Origin of the sequence: Criblamydia sequanensis CRIB-18 (genome assembly GCF_000750955.1) — a bacterium.
In the GTDB taxonomy this organism is placed as follows: domain Bacteria; phylum Chlamydiota; class Chlamydiia; order Chlamydiales; family Criblamydiaceae; genus Criblamydia; species Criblamydia sequanensis.
In genome coordinates, this window is sequence record NZ_CCEJ010000005.1 from 1 (window position 1) to 26,770 (window position 26,770).

At 39.3% G+C, this 26,770-nt stretch carries 21 protein-coding genes; 13 read left to right on the forward strand and 8 right to left on the reverse strand.

Annotation, left to right across the window (positions count from 1 at the left end):
• Positions 1-141: 141 nt before the first annotated feature.
• Complete coding sequence (locus tag CSEC_RS06065) at positions 142-723, forward strand: FAD synthetase family protein (RefSeq protein ID WP_041017573.1); 582 nt, start codon at positions 142-144, stop codon at positions 721-723.
• On the opposite strand, the gene CSEC_RS06070 is transcribed toward CSEC_RS06065, so the two are convergent.
• The 4 genes from CSEC_RS06070 to CSEC_RS06085 all read right to left on the reverse strand — a co-directional run bounded on the left by CSEC_RS06070 (position 685) and on the right by CSEC_RS06085 (position 7,399).
• Complete coding sequence (locus CSEC_RS06070; protein WP_041017574.1) at positions 685-2,175, reverse strand: BTB/POZ domain-containing protein; 1,491 nt, start codon at positions 2,173-2,175, stop codon at positions 685-687. The two genes, CSEC_RS06065 and CSEC_RS06070, sit on opposite strands and share 39 nt — an antisense overlap.
• Before the next feature lie 74 nt (positions 2,176-2,249).
• Positions 2,250-3,347 (reverse strand): redox-regulated ATPase YchF, encoded by a 1,098-nt coding sequence (gene ychF, locus CSEC_RS06075; protein WP_041017575.1) that lies wholly within the window; start codon positions 3,345-3,347, stop codon positions 2,250-2,252.
• A gap of 112 nt (positions 3,348-3,459) precedes the next feature.
• On the reverse strand, positions 3,460-6,069 hold the full coding sequence (locus CSEC_RS06080; RefSeq protein WP_041017576.1) for a phosphatidylserine decarboxylase: 2,610 nt from the start codon (positions 6,067-6,069) through the stop codon (positions 3,460-3,462).
• 103 nt (positions 6,070-6,172) lie between these two features.
• Positions 6,173-7,399, reverse strand: a complete 1,227-nt coding sequence (locus tag CSEC_RS06085; RefSeq protein ID WP_041017577.1) for an FAD-dependent oxidoreductase — start codon at positions 7,397-7,399, stop codon at positions 6,173-6,175.
• A gap of 332 nt (positions 7,400-7,731) precedes the next feature.
• Between CSEC_RS06085 and sctU the strand changes: the two genes are divergently transcribed.
• The 6 genes from sctU to CSEC_RS06115 all read left to right on the forward strand — a co-directional run bounded on the left by sctU (position 7,732) and on the right by CSEC_RS06115 (position 16,177).
• Positions 7,732-8,820: a type III secretion system export apparatus subunit SctU gene (gene sctU / locus CSEC_RS06090; RefSeq protein ID WP_053331838.1), complete on the forward strand. Its 1,089-nt coding sequence runs from the start codon at positions 7,732-7,734 to the stop codon at positions 8,818-8,820.
• Positions 8,821-8,823: 3 nt separating this feature from the next.
• Entirely contained in the window at positions 8,824-11,019 is a 2,196-nt protein-coding gene (sctV, locus tag CSEC_RS06095) for a type III secretion system export apparatus subunit SctV (RefSeq protein ID WP_041017578.1), read from the forward strand.
• A 74-nt stretch (positions 11,020-11,093) separates the two neighbouring features.
• Complete coding sequence (locus CSEC_RS06100) at positions 11,094-12,296, forward strand: HrpJ domain-containing protein (RefSeq protein WP_041017579.1); 1,203 nt, start codon at positions 11,094-11,096, stop codon at positions 12,294-12,296.
• Positions 12,297-12,349: 53 nt separating this feature from the next.
• On the forward strand, positions 12,350-12,814 hold the full coding sequence (locus CSEC_RS06105; protein WP_041017580.1) for a CesT family type III secretion system chaperone: 465 nt from the start codon (positions 12,350-12,352) through the stop codon (positions 12,812-12,814).
• Positions 12,815-12,837: 23 nt separating this feature from the next.
• Entirely contained in the window at positions 12,838-15,759 is a 2,922-nt protein-coding gene (locus CSEC_RS06110; protein WP_041017581.1) for a phosphoribosyltransferase-like protein, read from the forward strand.
• 7 nt (positions 15,760-15,766) lie between these two features.
• Positions 15,767-16,177: a hypothetical protein gene (locus CSEC_RS06115; protein ID WP_154017642.1), complete on the forward strand. Its 411-nt coding sequence runs from the start codon at positions 15,767-15,769 to the stop codon at positions 16,175-16,177.
• A gap of 255 nt (positions 16,178-16,432) precedes the next feature.
• Here CSEC_RS06115 and CSEC_RS06120 read toward each other — a convergent pair whose 3' ends face one another.
• Positions 16,433-16,804 carry a hypothetical protein gene (locus CSEC_RS06120; RefSeq protein WP_041017583.1) on the reverse strand — a complete coding sequence of 124 codons (372 nt, stop codon included), beginning with the start codon at positions 16,802-16,804 and terminating at the stop codon, positions 16,433-16,435.
• Positions 16,805-16,878: 74 nt separating this feature from the next.
• Between CSEC_RS06120 and CSEC_RS06125 the strand changes: the two genes are divergently transcribed.
• Positions 16,879-18,387: a transglutaminase family protein gene (locus CSEC_RS06125; protein WP_053331839.1), complete on the forward strand. Its 1,509-nt coding sequence runs from the start codon at positions 16,879-16,881 to the stop codon at positions 18,385-18,387.
• Here CSEC_RS06125 and CSEC_RS06130 read toward each other — a convergent pair.
• Positions 18,384-18,722 (reverse strand): DMT family transporter, encoded by a 339-nt coding sequence (locus tag CSEC_RS06130; protein ID WP_041017584.1) that lies wholly within the window; start codon positions 18,720-18,722, stop codon positions 18,384-18,386. The genes CSEC_RS06125 and CSEC_RS06130 overlap by 4 nt on opposite strands.
• Positions 18,723-18,865: 143 nt before the next feature.
• On the opposite strand from CSEC_RS06130, the gene CSEC_RS06135 reads away from it, so the two are divergent.
• The 5 genes from CSEC_RS06135 (at position 18,866) to CSEC_RS06155 (ending at position 24,589) form a co-directional block, all read left to right on the forward strand.
• The gene (locus CSEC_RS06135) at positions 18,866-19,450 is read left to right on the forward strand and encodes a cob(I)yrinic acid a,c-diamide adenosyltransferase (RefSeq protein ID WP_041017585.1); all 585 of its coding nucleotides are present in this window, start codon (positions 18,866-18,868) and stop codon (positions 19,448-19,450) included.
• A gap of 155 nt (positions 19,451-19,605) precedes the next feature.
• A complete protein-coding gene (locus CSEC_RS06140; protein ID WP_041017586.1) occupies positions 19,606-22,206 on the forward strand; it encodes an ATP-dependent Clp protease ATP-binding subunit in 2,601 nt (866 codons plus the stop codon).
• Between the two features lie 154 nt (positions 22,207-22,360).
• On the forward strand, positions 22,361-22,816 hold the full coding sequence (locus tag CSEC_RS06145; RefSeq protein WP_041017587.1) for a hypothetical protein: 456 nt from the start codon (positions 22,361-22,363) through the stop codon (positions 22,814-22,816).
• A 200-nt stretch (positions 22,817-23,016) separates the two neighbouring features.
• Positions 23,017-23,841, forward strand: coding sequence for a hypothetical protein (locus CSEC_RS06150; RefSeq protein WP_041017588.1), 825 nt, complete (start codon positions 23,017-23,019; stop codon positions 23,839-23,841).
• Between the two features lie 28 nt (positions 23,842-23,869).
• Positions 23,870-24,589, forward strand: coding sequence for a hypothetical protein (locus tag CSEC_RS06155; RefSeq protein WP_041017589.1), 720 nt, complete (start codon positions 23,870-23,872; stop codon positions 24,587-24,589).
• 246 nt (positions 24,590-24,835) lie between these two features.
• Here CSEC_RS06155 and CSEC_RS06160 read toward each other — a convergent pair whose 3' ends face one another.
• Together CSEC_RS06160 and sthA are read right to left on the reverse strand one after the other, a co-directional pair.
• Complete coding sequence (locus CSEC_RS06160; protein WP_041017590.1) at positions 24,836-25,210, reverse strand: hypothetical protein; 375 nt, start codon at positions 25,208-25,210, stop codon at positions 24,836-24,838.
• Positions 25,210-26,604, reverse strand: coding sequence for a Si-specific NAD(P)(+) transhydrogenase (gene sthA, locus CSEC_RS06165; protein WP_041017591.1), 1,395 nt, complete (start codon positions 26,602-26,604; stop codon positions 25,210-25,212). The genes CSEC_RS06160 and sthA overlap by 1 nt, the downstream gene beginning before the upstream one ends.
• Positions 26,605-26,770 lie beyond the last annotated feature (166 nt).

The following is a 26,770-nucleotide window of genomic DNA, read 5'->3' on the forward strand; positions in this document are numbered from 1 at the left end:
ACCAAGTTTAATCTATTTTCAGAGAGGATGAAATTTTTTTGTAGATAACGAAATACTTGCCCCCTCTCAACCTTTTGTTAACCCTTTTAAAGAGAAAATAAGGTAATTTAAAAGAATCAATCAGATTTTTAAAGAGCCCTTATGCCTTTATTAGAAAGCTTGGATAAATTTAAGCAAGAAAAGCCTGTCGTTTTGCTTCTTGGCGTTTATGATGGCGTCCATAAAGGGCATCAAGCCTTGATTAAAAAAGCAAAAGAGATAGCGGCTTTAAAAAAGACAAAAGTTCTTCTGATCACTTTTAAAAACCCTCCTGCTCAAGTTCTTTTTCCCGAAAGAAAAGTGGAGCTTTTATGCTCTTTTTCTGAGAGGGTTCGACACCTTCAAGAGTATGGCGTTGATATCATCTGTCCGCTTGAATTTAAAAAAGAACTGGCTGTGCTCACGGCTAAACAGTTTTTTGAAATCATAGCCAAAAAAATTCCCTTTACCGATCTTGTTATCGGCTTTAGCGCCACTATTGGCAGCGACCAAAAAAATAACCGCGCGAATATTATAAAAGCGGCAGAGGAATTAGGTTTTAGAGTGGTCGAACACTTTCCCGTCCTACAAGATGAGCTACCCATAACAAGCAGCCGAATTAGGGATCTTATTGCAAAAGAGTCTTATAATGAAGCTGAAGCCTTATTAGGCCATACCCTTGATAATTTTAAGAAACGGCCTTAAAGTTTTCATCTTTTCAAGAGCGCCTTCAGAAATAGGTGAATTGGAAAGGTCTATTACCTTTAAGTTTGGAGCCCTTTTAAGGGCATCTAAAACACCATTATCACTTAAGGATGGCACTCTTCTGATATAAAGCTCTTTTAATTGAGTCAACTTGCTTAAAAGTTCAATCAAAGCGATATCGGTTAAAGTGGTCTTGGATAAATTCAACCTTACAAGACGGGTTAAGAGCTTCCCAATTAGGATAAAGGTGTGATCGGTAAGCTTGGAAGAGTCTTCCAAGTTTAACTCTATTAGATTTGGGGTCGCTTGAATCACAACTTTAAGATCATCATCAGATAGTTGATGGCATCTTGCTAAATTTAACCCCTCCAGATTTTGAAATATTCGTATTTGACCAAGCGTTTGAAAATCAAGCTGTCTATTACTGCTTAAATTGATATTTTTTAAATGAGGGAATTCTTTCGCGATAGAGACGAAATTCTCCTTATTTAGCCAAGCGCACATACTTAGATTGAGTGCTTCTATTGTTTTTGGGACATCGATAATTCTCGGGCTATAGTCTTTTGTGCCGCTTAAATCAAGGCCGATTAGTTTCTTACTAGCCACCAGAATATCGCTAAAACGAGGGTCAAGGCTTAAATCCCCATGAAAAGAAAGATCGGTGACAAAATCTTTTAGACGATAAAAAATATCTAGAGCCTGCTCTCTAAAATCGATAAATTCCAATGATAGTCTTTCAAAACCCTCATTTTTAAAATGAATCCCTGTATCGAAGGTATTTAAAGTTTGAAGACCCATTTCATAAAGAACGCTCCAGCGGCTTTCTATGCTTAGTAGAAGGACATCGATAATATTGACGCGATTGAGGTAGCGGACGTAATTTTCAGAGGTTAAGTGTATCATCCCCTCAACTTCCCATTCCGAGGCTTCTTTCAATAAAGCTAAAATGGGTTCTTTATCCCATTTCCAAAGCTCTTGCAGTCGTCCCGTTTCAACATATTCTAAGACCATTTTTAAAAATTCGGGATTGATTCCATAGAGGCGAAGCTCTTTTTTTTCAGCATCAATACCTTGCGCAGTCATTAAGCTATTAAAATAGGGACTTGAGAGTGAAAAAAGAAGGCTGTTTACCTCGTAAGACTCACCTTCTAACACAAGTTTTAAATCTTTGGGAAAGGAAATAGGATTTTCTAAATGAAGCTCGTAGACTTTAGCACGTATCCGCTCTCCAAGCTCAATCGATAAAAGGCCCTCAAGATAAAGATCCGTGATTTTTTGGTTAAGGTTATTAAAAAAAGATTCATGCATTTTACGCCAAATCGGATCAGACGCTTCGGCTTCAAAAAAAAGAGTTAAAGAAATGGCATCTTTTGAAAGCCTTTCTTCAACTTCTTTTTCATTCAGGTTTTTTAAAACATCAAAAGATTTTGGAAGCGATACGGGAAGGTCCATATATACCAATTAAAAAGCCGGTAAGTTTATGGCTTCATTAAACAGCTTCTTAATCTTGAAGACAACAAAATTGGTTATTTATTGGTATAAAATAAGATAACATCGCCATCTTGGACAGGATAAGTCTTGCCTTCGCTTCTAGCAACCCCTGCGGCTTTCGCTTCATTTCGGCCGCCAAATTTAATCATGTCATCAAATTTGACCACTTCCGCCCGAATAAACCCTTTTTCCAAATCAGAGTGTATCTTTCCTGCCGCTTGTTGAGCCGACATGCCTTTTGGAATAGTCCAAGCTCTTGTTTCTATCTCGCCTGTTGTGAGATAGGTGATAAGGCCAAGCAAATCAAAAGAGGCTCGAACAAGTCTTTGCAAACCTGATTCTTTCAAACCGAGGGTCTCTAAAAATTCTTGTCTATCACTTGGAGGCAGGGCTGCAATCTCTTCTTCAAGCTTTGCAGAAATGACAACAAGACTTGCTCCCTCTTCCTTTGCATAGGCCTTTAATTTTTCAACGTAAGCGTTGTTATGGTTTGACAACGTGTCTTCAGCAACGTTAGCCACAAAAAGGACAGGCTTGGCTGTTAAAAAAGGGTAAACTTTTAAGATCTCTTTTTCTTCTTCAGTAAAGCTTAGGGCGCGGACAGGTTTTTCCTCGTTTAAATGCTCGCTGATTCTTTTTAACAGTTGAATGGCAGGCTCGCCTTCTTTTTTTCCTTTGGCTTGCTTTTCTAGCCTTGGCAAAATATTTTCACACATCTGCAGATCAGATAAGATAAGCTCCAGGTTTATGACTTTAGCGTCCGTCACGGGGTCTACTTGACCTGCGACATGCACAATATCTGTTGAATCAAAGCAACGAACCACATGGATGATGGCGTCCGTTTCACGAATATTCGCTAAAAATTTGTTTCCAAGGCCCTCCCCTTTAGACGCCCCTGCTACAAGACCTGCAATATCCACAAACTGCACGTTAGCATAGATTTTTTTTTGACTGCCTGAGATCTCGGATAAGGCATCGATCCTAGGGTCTAAAAGATCGACAACTCCAATGTTAGGGTCAATGGTGCAAAAAGGATAATTTGAAGCTTCTGCACCAGCTTGCGTTAAACAATTAAAAAGAGTTGATTTTCCCACATTTGGCAAACCGACAATTCCACAGGATAATCCCGCCATAAAGCCCTTCTTATAATGATAAATTGGATATTCAAGAAATTTGAAAAAAAATATTCACTAGAATAGCAGAAGATGAAATAAAGAGCTATAAAAGAAAAAGGGTGGTTTTATCCTAGAATATCTCCCTCTCTTTTCTTCTATAGAAAGGACTATCATTGCCGTAATTATAAAAAGGATTTTCTTTAAAAGGATCCCTATTCGGCCTTTTCTCTTCGACTACTACAACATTCTCAGCAAACGGGTCTATGGCAAAAGGTTTTACATCTTCTTCCCTAACTCCCCATCTTTCCGATTCCTCAATTTTAGCTAAGCGGTCTTTTAAGGCTTTAATAACCTTTTCCTTTAATTCAACTTCTTGAGGACTGAGCGAAGATTCTTTTCCGAGTAATTTTTTAAATAAACTCAAATTTTCCCTATCTGAGGGCGATTCTATATCTTTAGGATCTAATGTATTTTGAACGAAGCCTAAGAATTGAAGATAGTCTAATTCGGGGTCAAAATCGACATTTCGCTCTAAAGCATCTACCAGCGCAATCTCTGTTTTAATAAGGGCAACATCGCCCATATCGACTTTGAGTTCAATGATCTTCCGCTGCTCTTTCTCTCCGCCAATTGAGGCTCCAACGCCGGCTTCAGCCTTTAAACGATAATTATCTACTTGGGGAGCAAAAGAAAAGTCCGTCGGCCTATAGTAAGAAATAACAGTAGACCCATCGATTCTGAAGTCCCCAAATTCTTCGCCTAGCTGAAGTTTATGGATCCCATCTCTTGTGGTAATACTGCTTGCCTTATGTAATTGCAGCTTTTTGTCTGTGCTATAAATATCCTCGCCAAAACCCATATCGCCTGTTCTTGCCCCCTGGGCTTGACGATCTGTAGAAGGGTTTACATCCACTCGATTAACCCCCGTTGCCCCTATAAAGACATGCATTGAGAGGCTGCCATCATCATGAAGAAGGAACATAATCTTACGGTCGTTTTGAGCCAAAATCCTAGATTGGCTATCAATCGCTACTCCCGCAACAGGCATATTTGTGCCATAAACGTCGATAGTGCTTTGAGAGGGTCTTCCAAGAATCGTTTGTTGGGCTGTAAAAACCTCTTCTAATTGCTTTAGAACTTCTTTCTCTTTTTTAATGGAGGCTAATAATGCCTCATTTGGACCATCAGAGCTTGCTAGTCTTTTTTCTTTTGCTTCAAGGCTTTCCTTTAAGTACTGCACAGCTTCCAAATGGCTTAATGGCTTTCCGCTTACAGGAGAGACATAATTATGAATATCTGCCGGAGCCAATCTTTGAATGACTTCATGAGCTCCTTCTTCCTCAAAACCTCTATAAAAAAACCCAAGAAGCTCATGCTGCGCATTTTTTATAGCTTTTTCACCAAGCTTTAAAGCATCTTTTTGATTTTTTGGGGTTACAGAAGGTTCTGTTTCGGCAAGGATTCTTGCTGCCCGTTTTAATAAATCAACGCTTTCAGGTGAAAGTGTACGAGGCGCCATATCATCATCAGTTTCACGGCCTACTAAATTTTTGGCGCTAAACCTATATTCCTCTTCATAGTAGCGAGAGTTATCCTTTTTGCTAATAGCTTCTTCTTCCGCTTTTCTACTAAGCACTTTCCCGGTCAATTCTCTTTCTTCGCCAAATTTTCCGGCTTGAATTTTATGGACACGAACACGGCAGTCCGAATTGAAAATTCCAACTCTACTGTAAGGCTCTTCCGACTTTCCATAACGTCTATCAATCTCAGAAGAAAGGTCATTGGCTTTCTCCAAATGAAGAGCTCTAGCTTCCTTTGTTAAGTCTCTTACAAACCATTCATTCACCGATTTGTAATCGTGAACAGAATGTCCAAATAAAAACCTTGGTCCCCGGTAATAAAACTCTTCCTTCTCAGGATCGGAAACTTTCATAGCCACCTCTTTAATGGAAGAAATTCCCATATCCTGAGAAACTTTTGCAATGGTGTCTAAAGTATTTCCAAACCAAGGAGGCGATCCATAGTGAAAACCAACAATGCGAGTTAAAAGACGAAAGAATCCTCCAAGAAGAGCCGCTCCCCTAAAATCCCTTCTTGTTACTTTTTGAACAAATTTTGCGGTTTTGGTGCTTTCTTTTACTACGAGACCCTCTTTTTCAAGCCCTCTCAAGGTTTCTTTTTCTTTAGGATTTAAGCTATCTTGAGCCACCTCTCTAGTTCTTGCATCCACGATTCTCTCTGTTGCATCAAAAGCTTTTGAGATTGGAATAAGCGGGATGTCGGCGTCGTCCCACTTTTCATCAAAGTCTTTCTTAGGCGTAATTTTTATTGGAGAGAAACGAGAGGGGTCCTTTAATACAAGAGCATCTATAACGTCCAATAGATCCGCTTTTTGAACCCATGCCCTTGGGCTTTGATCATGTTCAATTGCTCGAAAAGCTTCCGAAATTAAATCATAGGCTTTTTCTTCTTGAAGAGAGTCTAATTTTCCGGAAGTCACAATATTATAAAAGTCTTTGTATTTTTTTGAGTTTTTCGAGGAATTTTCGATAATTCTTTGGATGTCACCAAACTGAAGCGGCTCTTTTGAAGTGATTTTAGAAAGAAAGTCCCTCGCCTTTTGCAATCTTCCTTGGGCGATTTCTCCCTCTTTACTGACCTTTTTCCCCTCAACTTGTGAAGGTTTTCCGGCCTCTGAGGCATCGCTTTGGCGACGGAAAACAGGATCACCGTCTATCATATAACTACCTTAATATTTTTTTAATATTAACCGATTGAGTTATATTCTATTATACTACAAAATAATAATTTTATTATGATCCTGATTTATTAACAGACAATAATTATTTTATTAATTTATTATGAATTTCATAAGCGGCATTTTTCCCTGAAAGGATCGCTTCTTGAATAGACGGTAGAGAGGATAGCTCTCCTGCAAAAGCCATGGGGATTTGACCCTCGAGATGTTTTAAATTAGGGGGATCTTCTTTCTGGCTTGGAAGGGCATGAAGAATATTATAGGCAGAAAGAACTTTCAGCGCCCTTTCATCTAGCTTAAGCCTCCTGGCAATTTCAGCTTTCACAAAAAACTCAAGATCGGACTCCTTTTGCCAACTTTTACTGATGACTGTCACTGAAATAAGATGCTGGTCCTCCGGTGCGTAGGAGGATTGGATTAAGTTTGGAAATGAAAAATTATTGATTGGAGAGGCAGGACTTCCATCTAGATAAAGAAAAGCCTTGGGGGTGCCGGTTTTATTTTTAGGCACGCTTAAATAAAAGTAAGTTGCTTTACAGCTTTCCCGGGAAGGCAATTGCGGATAAATAAGCCTTATCGAAGGATAGTCTATCGCTAAAATAATAGCGAGAGATCTTAGAGCATTTCCTTCTTCTAATATCACCCATGAGCCATCTATAGCCTTAACTCTGGAATTAAAAAGAAATTCTGTCTTTGTTAATTTCTCTCTTATGCTTTGAGGGATCGCCTCCATTCCTTCTTCCGGTAAATAAGCCTTGCCAAAAGCAAAGTATTTAAGAAGGGTCAAGAATCGATAGAGGGGGATTTCCAAGGCATCGCTTAAAAAAACTCCCCTAAAAAAAGGGACTAAAAAACGATTAAGAAAGTTAGGGTCTAAAGATAATTCGGAAAGGGCGCTTTGTGTTTTTGCGTGAAGTAACTCCTTTTTTAACAAACCTGCCTTGAATTTTAAAACAAGGACTCCTAACTTTCCAAAAGATCGGAGATCTTTTGATTTTAGGGAATTAAAGGAGAATGGAAGTGAAAAAGGAGAGCTTATAATTTTTTCGTCATCAAAAGTGCGAATAAGAGCAGCTTGAGGAAAAGCCCTTAACCTTAAATCTTTAAAGTCTACAATGTCAAAAAGAGCCTTGTAGCTTGATAAAACTACTTGAAAGCCACGGTCTAATAAAAACCCTTTTACCTTATCAGTGACAACTCTTCCCCCTATCCTACTACTCTTTTCAATAACAATCGGATGATATCCCAGGCGTTCTAGATAAAAAGCGGCAGACAAGCCAGAAAGGCCCGCACCGATTATGAGAATAGACATATCGGCTCCTTGGCAAAAAGCCCCCACTTCCCTATGTAAAGTTTAACACAAAATAACTTTTAATTATTTTTTTTACTAAAGAAATATGATTAATTTTTTTTAAATTTTAATCAAGTCTAACAAATTTATTTCATCTTGACAGGGGTTATAAACAGAGCTATACTATAATAGGAATGGGAAGGGGATTTAGCCTTATGATAAAGGCAGTTTTTTATTCTATTTTTTTCCCTTCCCAAAATAAGATATAATACTAACGCCATCCCTCCACTTTAAAGGATCCCTTTCCCTCTAACTTAGGTTCTTTATGGAGGTTTTTTGGAGTGTAAAGCATTATGGGCGAAAAAACGGAGAAGGCGACCCCTAAAAAACTTAGGGACGCAAGAAAAAAAGGCCAGGTAGCAAAGTCTCAGGACTTGCCTTCAGCTTTTACTTTTATCGCCTCTTTGTGGATTACAATTGCCATGATGGGTTTCCTATATAAGAAAATTAGCGCTTTTCTACTTAACACTTTTGAAACCATAACACGAGATGGGCTTCACTTAATTATTCCAAGTTACTTTTTAGAAGCGTTTATCATAATTTTCCTTTGTAGTATTCCGGTTATGCTTTTAGTGTCCCTTGTTGGCATGACGATAAACTTTTTATCGGTTGGCCCGGTTTTTGCTCCGGAAGTATTTAAATTCGATATTAAAAAGTTTGACCCTGTTCAAAACTTAAAAGCAAAATTCAAAGTTAAAACCCTTTTTGAACTTGTAAAGTCTATCTTTAAGATTACAGTTGCTGGATACTTAATCTATGGGGTTATGTATAATGCCCTCCCTGTCTTGATTCACACAGTCAATCAAGACGTTGAGGTGGCTCTATGGGTTTTTTATAATTTCTTAATGGAAGTTATCTTTAAGGTCGGTATTTTCTTTATTGCGGTGTCCATCATTGATTTCGTTTTCCAGAAAAGAAACTTTGCCAATGAGATGAAGATGGAAAAGTTTGAGGTTAAGCAAGAATATAAGAACACAGAAGGCGACCCTCACATTAAAGGAAAAAGAAGACAAATAGCGCAAGAGATTGCCTATCAAGAAGGTCCGTCAGGAGGAGTCAAAGGAGCGCAAGCTCTCGTTACTAACCCGACTCACTTAGCTGTGGCCATCGGTTATAAAAGAGAGATGGATCCGGCTCCTTATATTCTTGGCATGGGAGAAGGAATCCTTGCCGAACGAATGATTGATATTGCCAAAAAAAATGATGTCCCTATTGTACGTAATATAGGCCTCGCTCACAAACTTTGGGAAGAAGGCGAACTTTATGAGTTTATTCCCGAAGATACTTATGAAGCTGTAGCTGAAATTATCAGATGGGTTCAAGAGCTTCAAGTTGACCCGGCAAATGCGGGAAGCTATACTGGAGAATTTTCGGAGATATAAAGAATGTTCCAAACACTAAAAAAGATTCTGGATGGAATAGCTGCAAGACTTGCCGGCGAATCCGGGGCTATCAATCGAAGTAGCGACGTTGCGCTTGCCATAGTCATTATAGCGATCCTCGCAATGATCATTATACCGGTTCCTCCCTATGTAATCGACTATTTAATCGCTTTAAACTTAACAATTTCCGTTATGCTACTCATGGTAGCTCTTTATATCCCAAGCGCCCTTCAACTCTCAATTTTCCCCTCCCTTCTGCTTATCACAACTCTTTATCGATTGGGCTTAAACATTGCTTCTACAAGACAGATCTTGCTTAGAGGAGATGCTGGAGAAATCATCTTCCAGTTCGGTAACTTCGTTATCGGGGGGAACTTTGTTGTCGGGGGGATTATCTTCCTTATCATTACCCTTGTTAACTTTATCGTTATTACAAAAGGAGCTGAAAGGGTCGCAGAAGTTGCCGCAAGGTTTACATTGGACGCCATGCCCGGTAAACAAATGAGTATCGACGCTGACATGCGAGCCGGTATTTTGGATTCAAACCAAGCGAGGGAAAAACGTCTAACCATCCAAAAAGAAAGCCAGTTATATGGTGCGATGGATGGTGCGATGAAATTCGTTAAAGGGGACGCTATTGCGGGAATTGTCATTACCATTATCAACGTTATCGGCGGTATTATCATCGGGATGACTATGTATGGAATGGACGCAATGCAATCAGTGCAAAAATATTCTGTCTTATCTATAGGTGATGGTCTTGTTTCCCAAATTCCTGCGCTTCTTATCTCAATTACTGCAGGTATCGTGACAACGAGGGTTACAAGCGATAAAGGCGATATTAGCTTAGGATCTGAAATTTCAGGCCAGCTATTTAAACAGCCGAAAGCGCTTCTGATTGCATCAGCCTTCTTAATGGGCATGGGCATATTACCTGGCTTTCCAACAGCTCCCTTTATGATTCTTTCTGCATGCTTGGCGTTAATTGGATATGCCCTTTGGACAAGCGAGGATGAAAGCGCTGTAGCAACAGACGGCAGCGGCATGATGAGCTCGGGTGGCAGCACCATCTCCTCTTCTAAAGGAGGGCCTCCAAAAACTACTAAAAAAACGGGTGTTCCGGAACATCAGGTCATATCAGGCGGCGGGATCGACAACTACGCCTTAACCCTACCGGTTATCATAGAGTGCGGAGCCGGGCTCTCCGATGAGATCAGGGAAGCTCAAAAAGTTAAAGGCGCAAGCTTTGTGGATGCCATGATTCCAAAGATGAGACAAGCTCTTTACGCAGATCTAGGCGTTCGATTTCCGGGGGTTCACGTCAGAACCGATTCCCCTATTTTAGAACCTGATGAGTATTCGATTCATTTAAACGAAGTACCGGTGGTTAGAGGCAAAGTATTAAAAGGCTTTGTTCTTACGAACGAAAACGAAGAAAACTTAAGCCGCTATAATCTGACTTTTACCTCTTATAAAAACTCTCTTGGACTCCCCTCTCTCTGGGTAGAAGAAAAATATGTGGAGCTCCTCAATAATGCCGGTATCAAACAGTGGCGCTCTCTTGAAGTTATGATTCTGCATCTTTCTTATTTCTTCAGGCATTATGCGAATGAGTTTGTGGGTATACAAGAAGTGAAGTCAATGCTTGAATTTATGGAAAAATCCTTTCCGGACCTTGTAAAAGAAGTCACTCGCTTGATCCCCCTTCAAAAAATGACCGATATTTTCAAAAGGCTGATCCAAGAGCAAATTTCCATTAAAGACTTAAGAACGATCCTTGAATCATTAAGTGAATGGGCCCAAACAGAAAAAGATACCGTTCTTTTAACCGAATATGTGAGATCTTCTTTAAAACGCTATATAAGCTATAAATACTCCCAAGGTCAATCGGTACTTTCAGTCTATATTCTAGACCCTGAAATTGAAGATATGGTCAGAGGAGCCATTAAACAGACGTCCGCCGGATCATACTTAGCTTTGGATCCGGATTCAGTGCAGCTGATCCTTCAAGGCGTTAGAAGCACTGTTGCCCCTCCGCCTCCGGGTGGACAGCCTCCTGTAATTTTAACGGCGATTGATGTGAGACGGTTTGTTAGAAAGTTAATTGAAATGGAGTTCACAGACATTTCTGTGGTTTCTTACCAAGAGATCATTCCGGAAATTCGAATTCAACCCCTAGGACGTATACAGATCTCTTAAGGTAAAAGCGACTTTAATAGATAGCTAACAGATTTTTGTTAGCTAGTAGACTTAAACTAAGGAGAGTTTAGTCTATGACCGATATGTCAGCCGGCAGAGTCAATGTAACCCTAGAGGCAATGAAACAGGTTGCAAGCGACGAGCAGCTCGAGCTAAGAGCAGAGCAGATCACCTCTAAGGAAGCCTTCCAAGCTTCACTTGAAGCTATGGTAAATCCTTTTGCCAGAAAAATGCAGCCCAAAAGAAAGACTAAAGCCGAGCAATTTGGCAGGGTTTCAAGGGCTCTTCAAAAAGGCGATAAGAGTGAAAGCCTTGAAAAAATTGAACAGTTTAAAGAAAAAGCTACTGATTTCGAGCGTAAAAACCCCGAGCTTAAAGCAAAAATCCTAGTACTACTACGCGATCAGATTAAACCCGGCATGTCTAAAGAGGAGATCCTGAAGAAAGTTCAAGACTTTTACCAAGACGTATCCCTTGCCGATGAAGCTTTCGAGTATTTAGAGGAGACGGCAGAAGGCGATCTCCTTCAGGAAGTTAGGGAAGCTAGAGCCTCCCTTAATGATAGCCACGGCAGAGAAATTGCTGCCGGTAGAAACATCGGTGACCTTGCAAGACAAACAGAAAATATCGGAACCCCAACTTCCCTTCGCGATCTTTACCGGGATATCACAGGAAATCCAAGGGAGCCAAATAACCTATTCCAGGAACTTTCAAATCTCTACTCCTTTAAAGATTTGCAAAAAGTCATTAAATTCCTCTTCCATGCCCTTGGAACCGACATGAAAGCTAAAGGGCCCTCGATTCCAAGAGGGATGCTGCATAGGTTGATGACAGAAACAAGGACGCTTCAAGCTATTTTAGGAGTGTACCGTTTTTTCAAAGGCCGTATGGCTTTAATGGAAAAACTTTTTGCTCAAGAAGGTCTTAAACTGCCTCAGAGATTAAATTTTGAACTGATGGCTAAGCAATTTATGACATTGACAGGCGAAAGATATCCATCGCCCGATAAAGTCTTAAAGCTTGCTGAAAAATTAGGCATCGAGAAATGGATTATCGCAAAAATCATTGTCTTTTCCCAGATGCGGGATGCGATTCGGGAAGTGGCTATCAATCAAATCTATAAATCTTTACAGCATAGGGATGAACTCTTCCAAGCCCTGATCGAAGCTTTAGAGGACCTCGAAGAAGATTGGGAAGAGGAAGAAGAAGATGAAGAGAATGAAGGCGATGATGAATGGGAAGAGGAAGAAGAATCCGATGATAAGAAGAAAAAATAGAACTCTTCAAAATCGCATTTGATTGTTCAATAAACTTTTAAGAGGTGTTTAAAATGATTACAGGTCAGCTTGGCGCCCTTTTAGAAGAGCTTGGACAAGCTCTACGCATCCCGAATCTTCAGCCGGATAGTAATGAAACCTGTCTTTTACGGCTTCAAAATGGTGTGGAAGTACAGATAGAACTTGACAGGCGTCAAAACGCTCTTATTGTGGGTGCGGATCTTGGCGAACTACCTCTTGGAAGGTTTAGGGAAGATTTATTTGAAGCCGCCCTGAAAGCTAATAATGACTCGAAAAACCCTTATGGCTTTTTTGCGTATAGTCAGCAAAAAGAGCACTTAATTCTCTTTGATCGCTTGGATTTGCATGAATTAAACGGGATCAAAATCGCTGATTTCTTAAGCCCTTTCTCAGAAAAGGCCAAGTTTTGGAAAGATTCGATTACCAATAACCAAGTTCCTCAAGGTGAAGGAAGCGGTAGTGGAATAAAACGCGGGATTTTTGGGCTGACGCCTTAAAAATTTTGTAAGAAAGGTTGCTTATGGAACAATCATCGTCCTCTCTTCCAAGATCTTACTTAGGAGAAGCTGAAGCCTTAAAGCTCTTGGATAAAATTCATGATAATGAGGAGATCGATGAAGCCATCCCAAAACTATTATCAATGGCTCAAACTCTGCTAAAAAGTCCGGATTCCAACCTAGGCCGAATGATGCTCTACTTAAGAGCAAGTTGCATGGAGCTTGATGATAAAGTTCAAGATGGCAATCAACCTTTCCAAGAACTTGTAAAATGCATCAATAACATTGCCGAAAAGCACCATTTAAGAAAATTACCTTCCTTAAAGCATGAAGAAAAGACCTTTCTTGATAGATTTAGGGATGTGGGAGCAGAGGTGCTAAAGCTTGTTCGAACAAAAGAGGAAGAAGACCTAGCTTTAGATAGCGAGTACTGGATAGAAGCAAGAGGCCTTACCCTTGATAGTGGAGATGAGAGATACCAAGGTCACTTTTATCCGGCAAAAGACACTCGCATCGGCCTTCACCTTCATAAATGGCAAACGCAAATAAATAACGACGGGCAGCCTTTTAGAGAAGTGATGAATTTTAAAACTTACCTTGAAACTTACGCAAAAGACGAGTTCGCAAGTTATGAGTCCCTAGATGTTCATTACCTTACGCCTAAAGAGCTTGACACACTTAGAGTCACCTTCGATTCAGAAGGCCTTCCCCTATTGCCAAGCAATCATTTCTCCCTTTGGCTTAATACCTATAATGACAAATACAAAACTTTCGATGATTCTTATAGAAATTTTTTAAAAGAGCTTCCTAGCGAAGAAGTTCTCAAAGAGCCAACCCCTTTGCCGCCGGGCGAATACCTCTTTTTAGTAAATACGGAAGGCGAGCTATTGATTGCGAAAAAAGTGAAAGGAGAGATGCATCACAGCAGCCTTTCTCAAGGAAAACCTGCTAAGTCAGTTGGCGAGCTAACTATTGGTGCAGATGGTAAAATAAGCTCTATAAATGCCTATAGCGGTCATTATAAACCTTTTTCAAAACACCTGATGCCTTTTTTAGAAATTTTTGAGCGAAATTCCCTTCCGTTCAGCTTTCAAATTGAAGGGCAATATCAAAATGGAAAGTCTTTTGTAATCCCCAAGGAAAATATTGAAGAGTATCTTGGGATCAGACAGGAGTTCTCTCCACTTTTAAATGCGTTTCAAATAGAGCTTGAAAAGCCCTACTCTGAAGAAACTGATGACTTAATGCTAAATCTTGTCCACTTTCAAAGAAGAGCCGGATCCGATTTAGAGCTTAAAGAAGAAATAAGACAGTTGATAACAAAACTAATGCAAAAAAAAATTTCCAACTCTCTTTCAAACGAAGCGAGTCCGGATTTAAATCTGTTAAAAGATCTGGCTAGCGTTTATAAAACACATCTGCAAACTAATGAGGAACGAACATTATTCCTATATTTAAAAAAGAAAGTCTTGGATAGCCGGCCCTCCCAAGAAGAATTGGAAGTCCTTAGATCCATTCGAGCCTCTCAAGCGCTATTAAGGAAAGAGGACTTTGAAGTTATCTCTAAAACTAAATCTTACCATAAGCTAATTTCTCTTTCTCCGGAACCTCCCGTAAGATCAAATTTAAGGGATCCTGATCTTGAAAAACTTTGGATCGAATCTCATGAAAAAGACGTTAGGGAACCTTTGAGAAAGCTTTGCGAACGTCTTGTGCATGTCAGCTTTGAAGATCTTGAAGTCAGTTTTGAAAAGAGCATCGACGCTTTTAATCTATGGATCGAAGAGCAAAAAAATAAAGATTATTTATGTGTTGTAGCCAATGGAAAAAGCAACATTTGGATGGCGGAACTAGCGCTTCCTCACTTAAGCCGGCTTCCAACGGAGATTTGGGATTCAAATTTAGATAATTTTACCAATTTTGTGATTTCTTCGAGAATGGAACATTTGCAAGCGGACCTTTATATCCCGAGCAACATCGTTTTTTTTGATGACGGCATTTATTCAGGGGAACAAATGGCCAAATTTATTTGCTTGGCCTTGGGTTCCTTTATTCCTTTACATGAAATTTTTGGAGCCCCTCCCCCAAAAATTATCGTGATCTCAGCCTATGCAACGACTTATGGAATGGATAAAGTTAAGGCTGCAGCCGAAAATTACTATCGAGTGAAAACGATGGATATTCCTTTCATAGAACGTTTAGAAGAGAAGGTCAGAAAAGGGGATGAAAGCGTCGATGATTTGGAGTCTGTTATAAAGGCTAAAGCAAGTTTAATAGAAACTAAAGAAGCGCTTGAAAGATTGAAATTAGCTTATAATTCGGAAAAGAAAAAGTGGAAGGAAGAGATAAAATCTTTATCTCCTCCACCTGATGCGCAAGAACTTTTTGAACTCAGGAAAGCTTTTGATGCAAGGAATAAGCCTTATAAAGAAGCAAAAATAGAATACAATCTAGCGCTTAGTAGATATGAAAGCGCTATTTCAGATGGTCATCAGAATCTGCAAAAAATAAAAACGGCAAGAGAAAGACAAGACAAAGTCCTGGAATTATTTTTCGACAAAATTATTGTCATGCCTTTTACCCCCATTCAAACTGTAGCTCAAGTATTAGAAGACGACACACATACTATCGATGTCTTGAATAAAATGTGGTGGCCGGAAGAAACCGGTCAAGACATATATTCAAGAGGAGCGGAAAGTCATGGCGCCTTTTATTTTGACCATAAAGTACCCGATTTGGTGTCTTTTCCTGAAGCTCTTGAATCCGGCCTTATTTTTACAAGTGATAATAGAGTTCTTACAGAAAAGGGCTATTTAGAGGGCGCAATCGTTAACCCCGATTCAAAAATCTACGATCCTTTAACAAGACCCGTAATTATTCCTTTTATTCCCAAAACAGTTCCCCCCTACAAACCGGAATTTGAATCTTTTAAAAAAGAAATTTAGAGGTTTTATGATTCATAATAATCCTATTTTTATTGGGGATTCCTATAAGGAAAAAACCTCTTTAACCTGGCACCCCAAAGAAAACTTTAAGAGTGATATTGAAGAAGTTGAGATCGTTATTAATCAAAGCAAGTCAAATATCAAAGAAGCAACGCTGCTTTTAAGATTTGAAAATCAAAAGCTTATTGAAAAACGATTCACTTTTGATCAATCTAAAAGCCTCTTAATCGGTTTTTGGGACCCTGTTTTTGAGAAAAAAGGAGTCTCATTAAATCTCAATGAAACTCAAGATCTGGCCGATAAGGTTGGCTCGCTATTTAATCAAACCCTTTTCACCATTAGCTCAACCCATAACGGCTGTCTTTTAAGAAGCAATTACTTTCAATGCGATAATGATATTAAGCCATTAGACTCTTAACCCTTGATTTGCGCCTAATCCACGGCGAAGCGCCGCAAAGTGTCAATAGATTTTTTAGATTGGCTTGAAGGCAATGTCTGAACATTGCCGAAAGACAAAGATGAAAAAGATATGACTAATTCTGGATGATTGCCGTGAGCGTAATATCTTTTCCAAACGAGGGAGGATGTTCTGCATCAACAGATTATTTCACTTTTTTGTAATTGTGATGGAGTTGGAAAATAGGGCCTTGCTTTCCGATCGGTTAGTCGCAAATCAAGGGTTTAAGTAGTCACTTTTGACACTTAAGCCTTCTTTAGAAACTGAAAGAACCATCAGGTTCTGATTGGCAAGCGGATCTCGCTCTGATATATTGTCCCACCCTAAATTAAGCGAAAGGCCGGACTTTTCAAAGGGTTGTTGAAAAAACCCTACGAGACATCTTCCGCCTTGCTTTAACTTGACTTCCCGATACACTTTTTTTTTTGCATTCTTCATAAGAGTGATTTTGTAAATGACTCTCCACTCTTCTTCACTCTTTCTAACTTGAAAGAAAACGCTTGTCACGTCAGAATTACTTTTTGGTGTAAAAGTGATTTCGCAATTCTCCCTAACACAAAAAGGAAGGCTTTCAATTGATGTAATCATTTATATAACCTTTATAATAAACTTAAATAATATTAACAATCTTAATATTTTACAAACTAAAATCTGGCTTAGAAATGAAATTATTTTTGTTAATTTATTTTCTTATTTTTCCATTTTTTACTATTTATCCGGCCCAAGAAGAAAAAGTTAAAGTTCTCTATAGCAGTTTAAACCCAAGCTCCATTTCAGAGCACTTAGCCTTTATCTATCTCTATAAGGATACCAATATGGGAGAGACGGCCCTAAGACATCTTTACCAGTTGCTGAAAATTAAGTGTGATAATTTAAAGGATTTAGCCGCACCTCCCTTAGATCCAAATCTTTGGCTCAGCTTAATATGCCAGGAAAATATTTCAGACAAGGTTTCCTTTTCAGGAAATGTTTTAAAAGATTTATCAAGACTTGGGGCTCATCTCGGAAATAGGAAATTACAAGGGAATCTGGCTCAAACTGAAAATGAAATTTTGAATCTTCCTGAAGATCAAATTGATTTAGCAAGGGCCGTTCTCTTGAACTCCCTCGATGGATCCATCGAATCCGTTTATTATTATGAAATCTTACTCGATTTGATGGCTTTAGAGATTGCATCCACTCTTCCGGCAAACGCAAGCCCCCCTGAAAAAATTGAAGCCATCAATAGTTTTGTTTTTGATAAGATGCGATTTCGTTTTCCCCCTCAATCGGTTCAAAGTATGGATCGCTATACCTTATTGCCGTCTGTCATGGATTCAAGAAGAGGGGTTTGCCTAGGGGTTTCTATTCTATACTTATCTCTAGCGCAAAGGCTTGATCTTTCTCTTGAAGCAGTCACTCCCCCGGGACACATATACCTCCGCTATTTAGATAATGGCCGGGAAATAAATATTGAAACGACAGCAAGAGGGGTTCACGTAGATACTGATCATTATCTTAACCCTTTTACAATAGCGCTTGAAACCCATTCCATCAAGGAAGTCGTCGGCCTCGCGGAAATAAATAGAGGCTCTTACTACCTAAAGAAAGGTCGTTATGAAGAAGCGCTTAATGCCTATCGCAAGGCTGAAAACTATCTTCCCGATTACTCTTCTTTACAGGAAATGCTTGGGTTTACAAACGCCCTTTTAGGCAGAAAAGAAGAAGCGTATTATTGCTTGCAAAAAGCAGCCTCAAACCCATCCAAATTCTACCTGCATAATAATACTATCGCAGAAGATTTTCTTTTAAAAAGAGTGGATGAGGAAGCCCTTCATCTATTATGCAGCGATGAGAGTGAGACAAGAAGCGATCTTGTAAAACAGAAAACGAAACTAGAAGATCTTTTAAAAAAGTTCCCGAATTTTTATAGCGGCTACTTTTTGATGGCGGAACTTTACTCTAAAATGAATCGGCCGGGAGAAACGCTCGATTGGCTTGAAAAATACCATCAACTGGATAATAGACACCCAATTTCAGCTTTTTATCTAAGCGCCCTTTTTCTTGAAAGGTCCCACTATTTGAAAGCCTGGGACTACTTTAGGCAATATGAATCATTAACCGCTCACCTGAAACCTTCAAAAGAAGTCAAATCACTAAAGAAAGCGCTTGAGGGTGCGAGTCCCTCTTAACCTTGGGTGTGTGAAGCCGTGCCGGAAAGAAGGTGAATGATAAGAACGCCTGCTATGATGAAGGAGATGCCTATAATGGCGGCTAAATCAAGTCTCTGCCCAAAGGCAAAAAAACCGATAACACTAATTAACACAATACCAACCCCTGACCAAATAGCGTAAGCCACGCCAACAGGTATAGTTAATAGAGTCAAACTTAAGAAATAGAACGAAATGGCATAGCCTAATATGGAAATAATCGAGGGGATAAATCTTGTAAACCCGTGTGAAAGGTTTAATGAAGAAGTCGCCATAATTTCAAATAACATGGCTATCAGTAAAAAAAAGTATGCCATAAATTCAAATCCTTTTTTTAATGATAGTTATTTCGGGTCAAAATTCCTATTAGAATTGTGTTTAAACCCAAGAGTAATTATGTTTTTCAAATCAAACTAATTTCTGGAAGAAAACTAATTTAAGCCTATTTTATTGAGGATTTATGTCAGGTGTAAAAATCTATACAAAAACCGGGGATCAAGGACAAACCTCCCTTTTTTCGGGCCATCGGGTAGCTAAAAACTCTCCCTATATTGAAGCTCTTGGGTCGGTCGATGAGTGCAATAGCACAATCGGCGCAAGCCTTTCTTTCTTACCCTCTGATTCTCAATTTGATAAGGTTAGAGAACAATTGATTCATATTCAGCATTCCCTATTTGATCTTGGAGCGCAACTTGCCACCCCAAGAACCATTGCTCCTCCAAAAAAAATTTCAAAAACACGTTTTGATGCTGAGGAAACCCTTAAATTAGAAAAATGGATCGACGAGATGGAAGAGACGCTTCCCCCTCTAAAAGCATTTATCTTGCCGGGTGGCCATCAAGCCGGGGCGTTATTGCATATGGCTCGCTGTTTATGCAGAAAAGCTGAGCGAAAAATTATACCTCTTGCGGAATCAGGAGATGTGGCGGATGCGGTATTAATTTACTTAAACCGGCTTTCCGACTACCTATTTGTGGCGTCAAGAAACATAAATCACCTGGGATCCATGCCTGAAACTAAATGGCGCCCTCATGAATGCACTTAGAGTCAGTCTCTTAAGAATTTGGCTTAAAAAATTAAAATTCTAAGAAAAAAGAAGGGCTTAAGCCCTTCATTATTTTTCACCTTTGAGATAAAATAGCTTTAATTTGAATTCCATTAAAATGGATCAATTTTCGCGTAAGACCGGAGGCTTATCTCATGAAGGAAAATTTTACGGACGGGGTAACAGAAGCGCTGCAAACCGCTTTTAAAGAAGCCCAAGAGAGACATTCCACTGAAGTAAACGATAACGACCTGCTTCTCGCTTTTTTAAAAGAAAAAGAGGGCTACTTCAACTCCTTATTAAATAATTTAAAAGCGAACACAACTCCGCTTGTTAGCGAACTTAAAAAAGTGTTGGAAAGCGGAGCTAAATATGTTGGCGGCGAAGCTAAGCCCCCTCATCCAAGCGTTTCTCTACAAAGCCGTATCGCTGACGCTGAATCAATTGCAAAGCAATGGAAAGATGAGTATACAAGCGGCGACCATTTCCTTATTTCATATTGGAAAAATGGCAATTCCCCCTTTAGAGAATGGAAACAAGCCACCGGCATTACCTTAAAGCAGCTCGAAGAATTTATACGAAAAATCAGAGGATCAAAGCACATGGACTCCCCTCACGCCGAACAAACTATGCAAGCTCTTGAAAAATATTGCCGCAACCTTACAGCCTTAGCCCGGCAAGGCAAAATTGATCCTGTGATTGGACGTGATGAAGAAATCAGACGGACCATGCAAGTTTTGAGTAGACGGACGAAAAATAACCCTATGCTAATTGGTGAACCGGGGGTTGGGAAAACAGCGATAGCGGAAGGGTTAGCCCAAAGGATTGTAACACAAGATGTGCCGGATTCCTTAAAGAATAAAGAACTTTTAACTCTTGACATGGGTAGTTTGGTCGCCGGTACCAAATATCGAGGAGAGTTTGAAGAGCGTCTTAAAGCCATTTTAAAAGAAATCGAAGATAGCGACGGCAAAATTATTCTTTTTATTGATGAGGTTCATACACTCGTTGGGGCGGGTTCTGCGGAAGGATCCATGGACGCTGCAAATCTTTTAAAACCTGCTTTAGCAAGAGGTTTCTTGCATTGCATCGGGGCCACAACTCTAAATGAATATCAAAAATACATCGAGAAAGATGCCGCCCTTGAAAGACGTTTCCAAACCATTTTTGTCGATGAACCAAGCCCAGAAGAGTCTATAGCCATCCTTCGAGGGTTAAAAGAGAAGTATGAGATTTTTCACGGCGTTAGAATCACCGAGTCTGCGATCCATGCAGCTGTTTATTTATCCTATCGCTATATCACGGATAGAAGGCTTCCTGATAAAGCGATCGATTTAATTGATGAAGCCGCAAGCTTAATACGCATGCAAATCGGCAGCCGGCCTCTGCCTATAGACAACAAGGAAAGGGAGCTCTCAGCCTTAATTGTCGAGCAAGAAGCTTTAAAGCGCGAGAAAGGTGCGGTAGAAGAAGGCAGACTGCAAGTCATCAGCGAAAAAATTGCCAAGATTAAAGAGGACCTTTCCAAACTTAAAGCCGAGTGGGAACAAGAAAAAGAGCTCTTAAATGACTTAAAGAAAAAGAAAGACGAGCTTGAAAGGCTAAAATTTAAAGAAGAGGAACTTGAAAGAAAAGCCGATTACAATCGGGTCGCAGAGCTTCGCTATCAAGAAATTCCGGCCGTTTTAAAGTCCATAAACGACATTCAAGAAAAATTAAATTCCAAGCCTAATCGGCTCTTGCAAGAAGAAGTCGATGAAAATCTGATCGCTCATATTGTTTCTAAATGGACAGGCATTCCGGTTCATAAGATGATGGAGGGTGAAGCTGAAAGGCTTTTAAATCTTGAAAAAGAGCTTTCAAAACGAGTGGTTGGACAGGAAATGGCGGTTCACTCTGTTTCTGAAGCTATCAGACGGTCAAGAACAGGCCTTGGAGACCCGGGAAGACCGGTTGGCGTCTTTCTATTCCTCGGTCCAACCGGGGTTGGTAAAACAGAGCTTTCCAAGGCTTTGGCCGAGTTTCTATTCGATGAGGAAGAAGCCCTCATTCGTTTAGATATGTCAGAATACATGGAAAAGCACTCTGTAGCCCGAATGATAGGCTCGCCTCCCGGCTATGTTGGGTATGAAGAAGGCGGCCAGCTCACAGAAGCTCTTAGAAGAAGGCCCTATAGCGTTGTTCTCTTAGATGAAATTGAAAAGGCAAATCATGACGTGTTTAATATTCTTCTACAGATCTTTGATGACGGACGGATCACCGACAGCAAAGGGCGGGTCGTCAATTGTAAAAACGCGCTTTTTATCATGACCTCAAATATCGGCTCGGATAAATTACTCTCTAAAATGGAAGAAAAGAAAACTTCTTTAAATAAAGAGGAAATTCTTGCCGTTTTAGAACCTGCCATTAAGACTCATTTTAGACCCGAATTTATCAATCGCCTCGATGATATCCTTCCCTTCCTCCCCTTGCAAGAAAAGGACATGGAAAAAATTGTTCTTATCCAACTGCACCAAGTGGAAAAGCGCCTTCAAGAGAGAAAAGCCGCTCTTATCTGGAAAGAAGACGTTGTAAAATTCTTAGCTAAAGAAGGTTACGATCCGCATTTCGGGGCGCGCCCTCTAAAAAGACTCATTCAACAAGATGTGGTCAATATGCTAGCCAAGGCAATCCTGGAGGGAAAGGTGCCCCCGGGCTCTCGTATCGAACTTTTTCTTAAAGGGGATCATATAGATTTTAAGATCACAAAAAATTAAATTAGTTATAATAAAATTGTAATTTAATTTTACAAAAGCGAAGTCTCTTTAAAAACTAAAAACTCTCTTATTGCAAATTAATCAGATTTATCTGATATTATAAAAATGTCTTTGTTTATTAAGATCTTACAAATTATGCATTAAGGAGAATAATATGAGAGTGGATGAATTAAATCTTAAATCTACTGATTCTGTAAACAACGGGGCTTATTTAGTTGAATTAAAAGTTGGCAAAGCAACTCTCAATTCAGCCGAAAAGACCAATTCAGTTTTTGCAATGATAGTAGTGCCTATTTCTGAAGACGTTAAAAGCTCAGAAAAGCAGGGCTTATACAACGAAATTGCTAAAAATGAGGGTTTTGCTGTAGCAAATTTTGAAAACGGAATCCTCAAATCCGTGGAAATGACCCAAAAAATGTATGATATAGCCATTTCCGGAGCTGTCGAAGAAATTTTTATTAAAAGTGGTAGTGGATACAAACCTTTGACGCAAAATGTTGATCCTATTGTTTTAAAAGACGAAGACGTGAAACTGTTAGACAGCGCTATAAGAACTCAATGGCATTTGAAAAAGCAAGATAAGAAAAAAGGCAACTGCGTGATTTCTTAAAATTTACATAAAGGGAGTGTCCAGCAACAAACACTCCTTTTATTCCTTTCATGGGGAAAAAAATTCCCTTGTATTTTTAGAAAAGATAAAGATATAAACTATATTTACAATAAAATATTACTATTAAGTAAGATTATTTTAAAAAAATCACACAAAAGGTGGTATAATAAATTTACAAAGAAATACATTGTGAGTTTATTATGGCTCGGTTTTCTAGCATACAAGGTTCAGGCATACCAGATATACCACCTTCAACAATTTCTGAAGCTTCAGCTCCAAAAGGAAGCGGAAAGGTCACTGTCCACTTTCTTAGTAAAAATGGCCTATCCGATTTAGGTTCTCAAAATCTAGTTGATATTAAAATTAAAGAAGCAAAAACCCCGGAAAAAATTCATAAATATATGAATGAAAACCGGGACTATGTCCTTCAGTATGGCGAAAACGAATTTAAATTCAGCGAAAGCTTACAATCGAAAATACAAGGCAAAGCCATTAATGAAATCAAAATTAAGAACGCCAATGGCCAGGTTAGGGTACTAAAAGGAAGTTCAGTTAAAATTGGGACAATGACCGGAGAAGAATCTCGATATTTATCTCAAGCTCTTGAAAAAATTCTAAATCAAGCTCTAGAAAAGAAATTGATGGATGAGAATGAGAGAATCAAAAGCAGCACCAAATTCGGAAAAAGCAAAGAAAAAGAAGCTCAAACCCCTGCCTCCTCGGATAAACCAGACCCAGATAGCCTTTATAAAGAAAAAAGAATCACTGTCAAAAGCCAAACTCTAAAGGATTCCCTTGCCAATCAGTCTGAGTTAGAAGCTTGGGCAAAAGCATCAAGAGAAGCACGTGAAAAAGAAAAAGAAAATGAAAGAGAATTCAATATTAGGCAAATCGTGCAAAATTCTGTAAAGTCATACGCCCAAAAAAAGACTAGGGAAAAAGAAGAGAATCGTAAAGGAGAAATAAAACAAGAACCTCACCCTTTAACTCCTGAAGTAAAAAAATCCCCTCGTAGTAAATCATAATTGGTTAATTTAGATTGAGAGGTCATTTATGGATCCTGCTAATTTTTCACAGTTTTCTAATAAATCTAACTTTGATTTTGAGATTGGTCTTATCAAAGGAATGAAGGACATTAACGCCGGAAATGTCAAAAATATTACGGTTCTTTATCTTGATGAAACAAGCGGCAAATTAGATAAATTAAAAGAATATTTCGAGGCCGGCCGACTTGTCTTTATCGATGAAAAAAACCACATCAAACTGTCTGAAGAGTTTTATAAGGAATTTGGAGACCGCATTGAAAAGGTGGAATTAATTAGCTCTAAAGGCAAGGTTAAAGAAGTCATAGAAAATGAAGGCGCTAGTATCTCAAGTATGACAGGCGAGGAGTCTGAACATTTGAGCCAAGCTGTCGCGGTTTTATTGCAAGCAGCTGCCGAAAATAAAAGAGTTGCCAAAGAAGAAAAAGGTGAAAAGTCCTCTCTTAATAAAGATGAAAAAAGTCATAGGAGACAAGCTGAGAGAAGCTCTATCAGAAGTGAATTTCAAGTAAAGGATGCCGCCAGTATAGAGAAGAACAAGGAAGGGGGCCGCTTAAAAGAGCTTGAAAAGCAAAACGCAAAACGAAAAGAGGAGCAGGAATTGAAAAAAGCCGAGAAGTTTGAAGAGCTCCATCACCGCATCGTTCAAGAGTCCACAAGAAACTATGATCGAAAAAAACAAGAAAAGAAAGAAATCGACAAAAAAGAAGATAGCGGCCAGTCAATCTAGGGGCTAATTCTTCTAAGACTATAAAAATCCTTTTTTTATTTTCTTTAAGTTGTTACGTTTCCTTCCTTTCCACCTTCTACCCCTTAAAGAATGTCGATATTGAAATTTTTATTAGCTCTCCCCTTTCTTACAACCCCTCATCCAGATAGCGCCAAGATAGTTGAAATAAACCTAAAAGATAACGCTTTCATTATGCTTGAAGGCGGCGCTACGCTCGAACCTAGGACGTTATTTCTTAAAATATGACTACTCTTTCACAAAAGCTTCAAAAATTGTTTGAAAGAGTTTTAAATCTATAAGCCTTACTTTATGCAAATGGAAGTAAACCATCATTAAGCTAAAGCCAAGGGTCGGACTAAACGCCGAAATAAAAAAGGCGGCAGCGTAAGCGGAGGCTTTTTTTACCCACGAAATATGATCATTCGCCATTCTATTAAGCCAACGGCTCTTCCTTAAGAAAAGAGCGCTTGCCAAAGTGGATAAAAAGGCCGTAATTGAGAGAAAAAGAATAAAAGGGATAAAGAGAAGGCTGCTGATAAAAGCGATAATGCGGGGCATTATTTTAAATTTGGAGGAATGAAGTCTCTCTATGGCCTTAAAAAAGTCAAATTCTAAAGACATTACCTAAGCCGTTTAATTTTGTTAATTCCGTTAAGTGCCGCAATCCTATAGGCTTCGGCATAAGTCGGGTAATTAAAAATCTGATCTATAAAATAATCGATTTTAGCATGGAAGCTTACTGCGACCTGGCCAATATGAACCACTTCCGCAGCATTTCTTCCAATCACATGAATCCCTAAAATTTCAAGGGTTTCCTTATGAAAAATAAGTTTCATTAGTCCCGAAGTGCCGCCTACAATATGGCTTCTTGAAATTTCATAAAAGTAAGCCCTTCCTACTTCATACTGAAATCCAAGTTGTCTAAGCTCATCCTCTGTATAGCCGCAGCAAGAAATTTCAGGAATAGTCCAAATAGCGATAGGATAGAAGGTCGGAAAATGGTGAATTTCTGCACCGCAAGCATGCCTTGCCGCAAGCCTTCCTTGTTCCATACTTGTTGATGCCAAACAAGGTCCCCCAATGACATCTCCAACCGCGTATATATGCGAATTACCCGTTTGGAAGAGCGGGTTTACGGAAAGATACCCTTTTTCATTTTTAGACAAACCCACATTTTCGAGACGAAGCGATTCCGTATTCGCCTCTCTCCCCAAGGCATATAAAAGACAGTCCGCTTCAAGAGAAGAGCCGTCCTTAAATTGAACAAAAGCCTTATCCCCAATTCTCTTTATTTCAGTAGGTTCTTTTTTACCTCTAAACTTAAGGCCGATATCTGTTAAAGCCGTTTGCAAATGTATCCCGATTTCTGCATCTAAAAGAGGCAGAATATGATCCTTTCTGTCAATAATTGTGACTTCCGTGCCAAGAGCTGCAAAAAAGCTTGCGTACTCAGAACCTATAATACCGCCCCCTAAAACAATCATGGTATTGGGAACTTTATCAATCCCAAGAAGACGGGTGGAGTCTAAAATAACTTCATTATCAAAAGGCACCCCTGTCGGGTTGCGAGGTTTTGAGCCTGTCGCGATAATAAAAAAATCGGCTCTTATGGTATAGGCAAGACGGAATTCCTTATCGAGAACAAGAAGAGTATTCGGGTTTTCAAATCTCCCAAGACCGCTAATAAATCGGATGCCGTTTTTTTTAAATTGCCTCGCAATCATCGTTTTTTCTTCGTTGATAACTTGGGAAAGACGACTATTTAAATCTTGAATGGAGACATCTTTTATATCACGGACATCACGATATTGGCGCTCGTAGAATCTTGTAAGATCTATAATTGCTTCTCTCAAGGATTTGGAGGGAATCGTTCCATTATAAAGACAGTTGCCTCCCGGATCGGCATCTTTTTCCACGACAATGACGCTTCTGCCGAGTTTAGCCGCTTGAATAGCCGCTTTTTGCCCGGCAGGACCAGACCCGATAACCACTACATCCGTTTTTAATTCTTCCATCTGCCTATTACGCTTAAAAGTACAGGAATCTGCTTAGTAAAATCTAAGGTATAATAAAAACCCTAAGATTCGTCAAATTAAAATTTAACGGATCTTTATCTTAACATTTTTACTATCATTGATTTAAAAGTTCCTCTTAGGGGAAACCCTTTATTTACCCTATGTT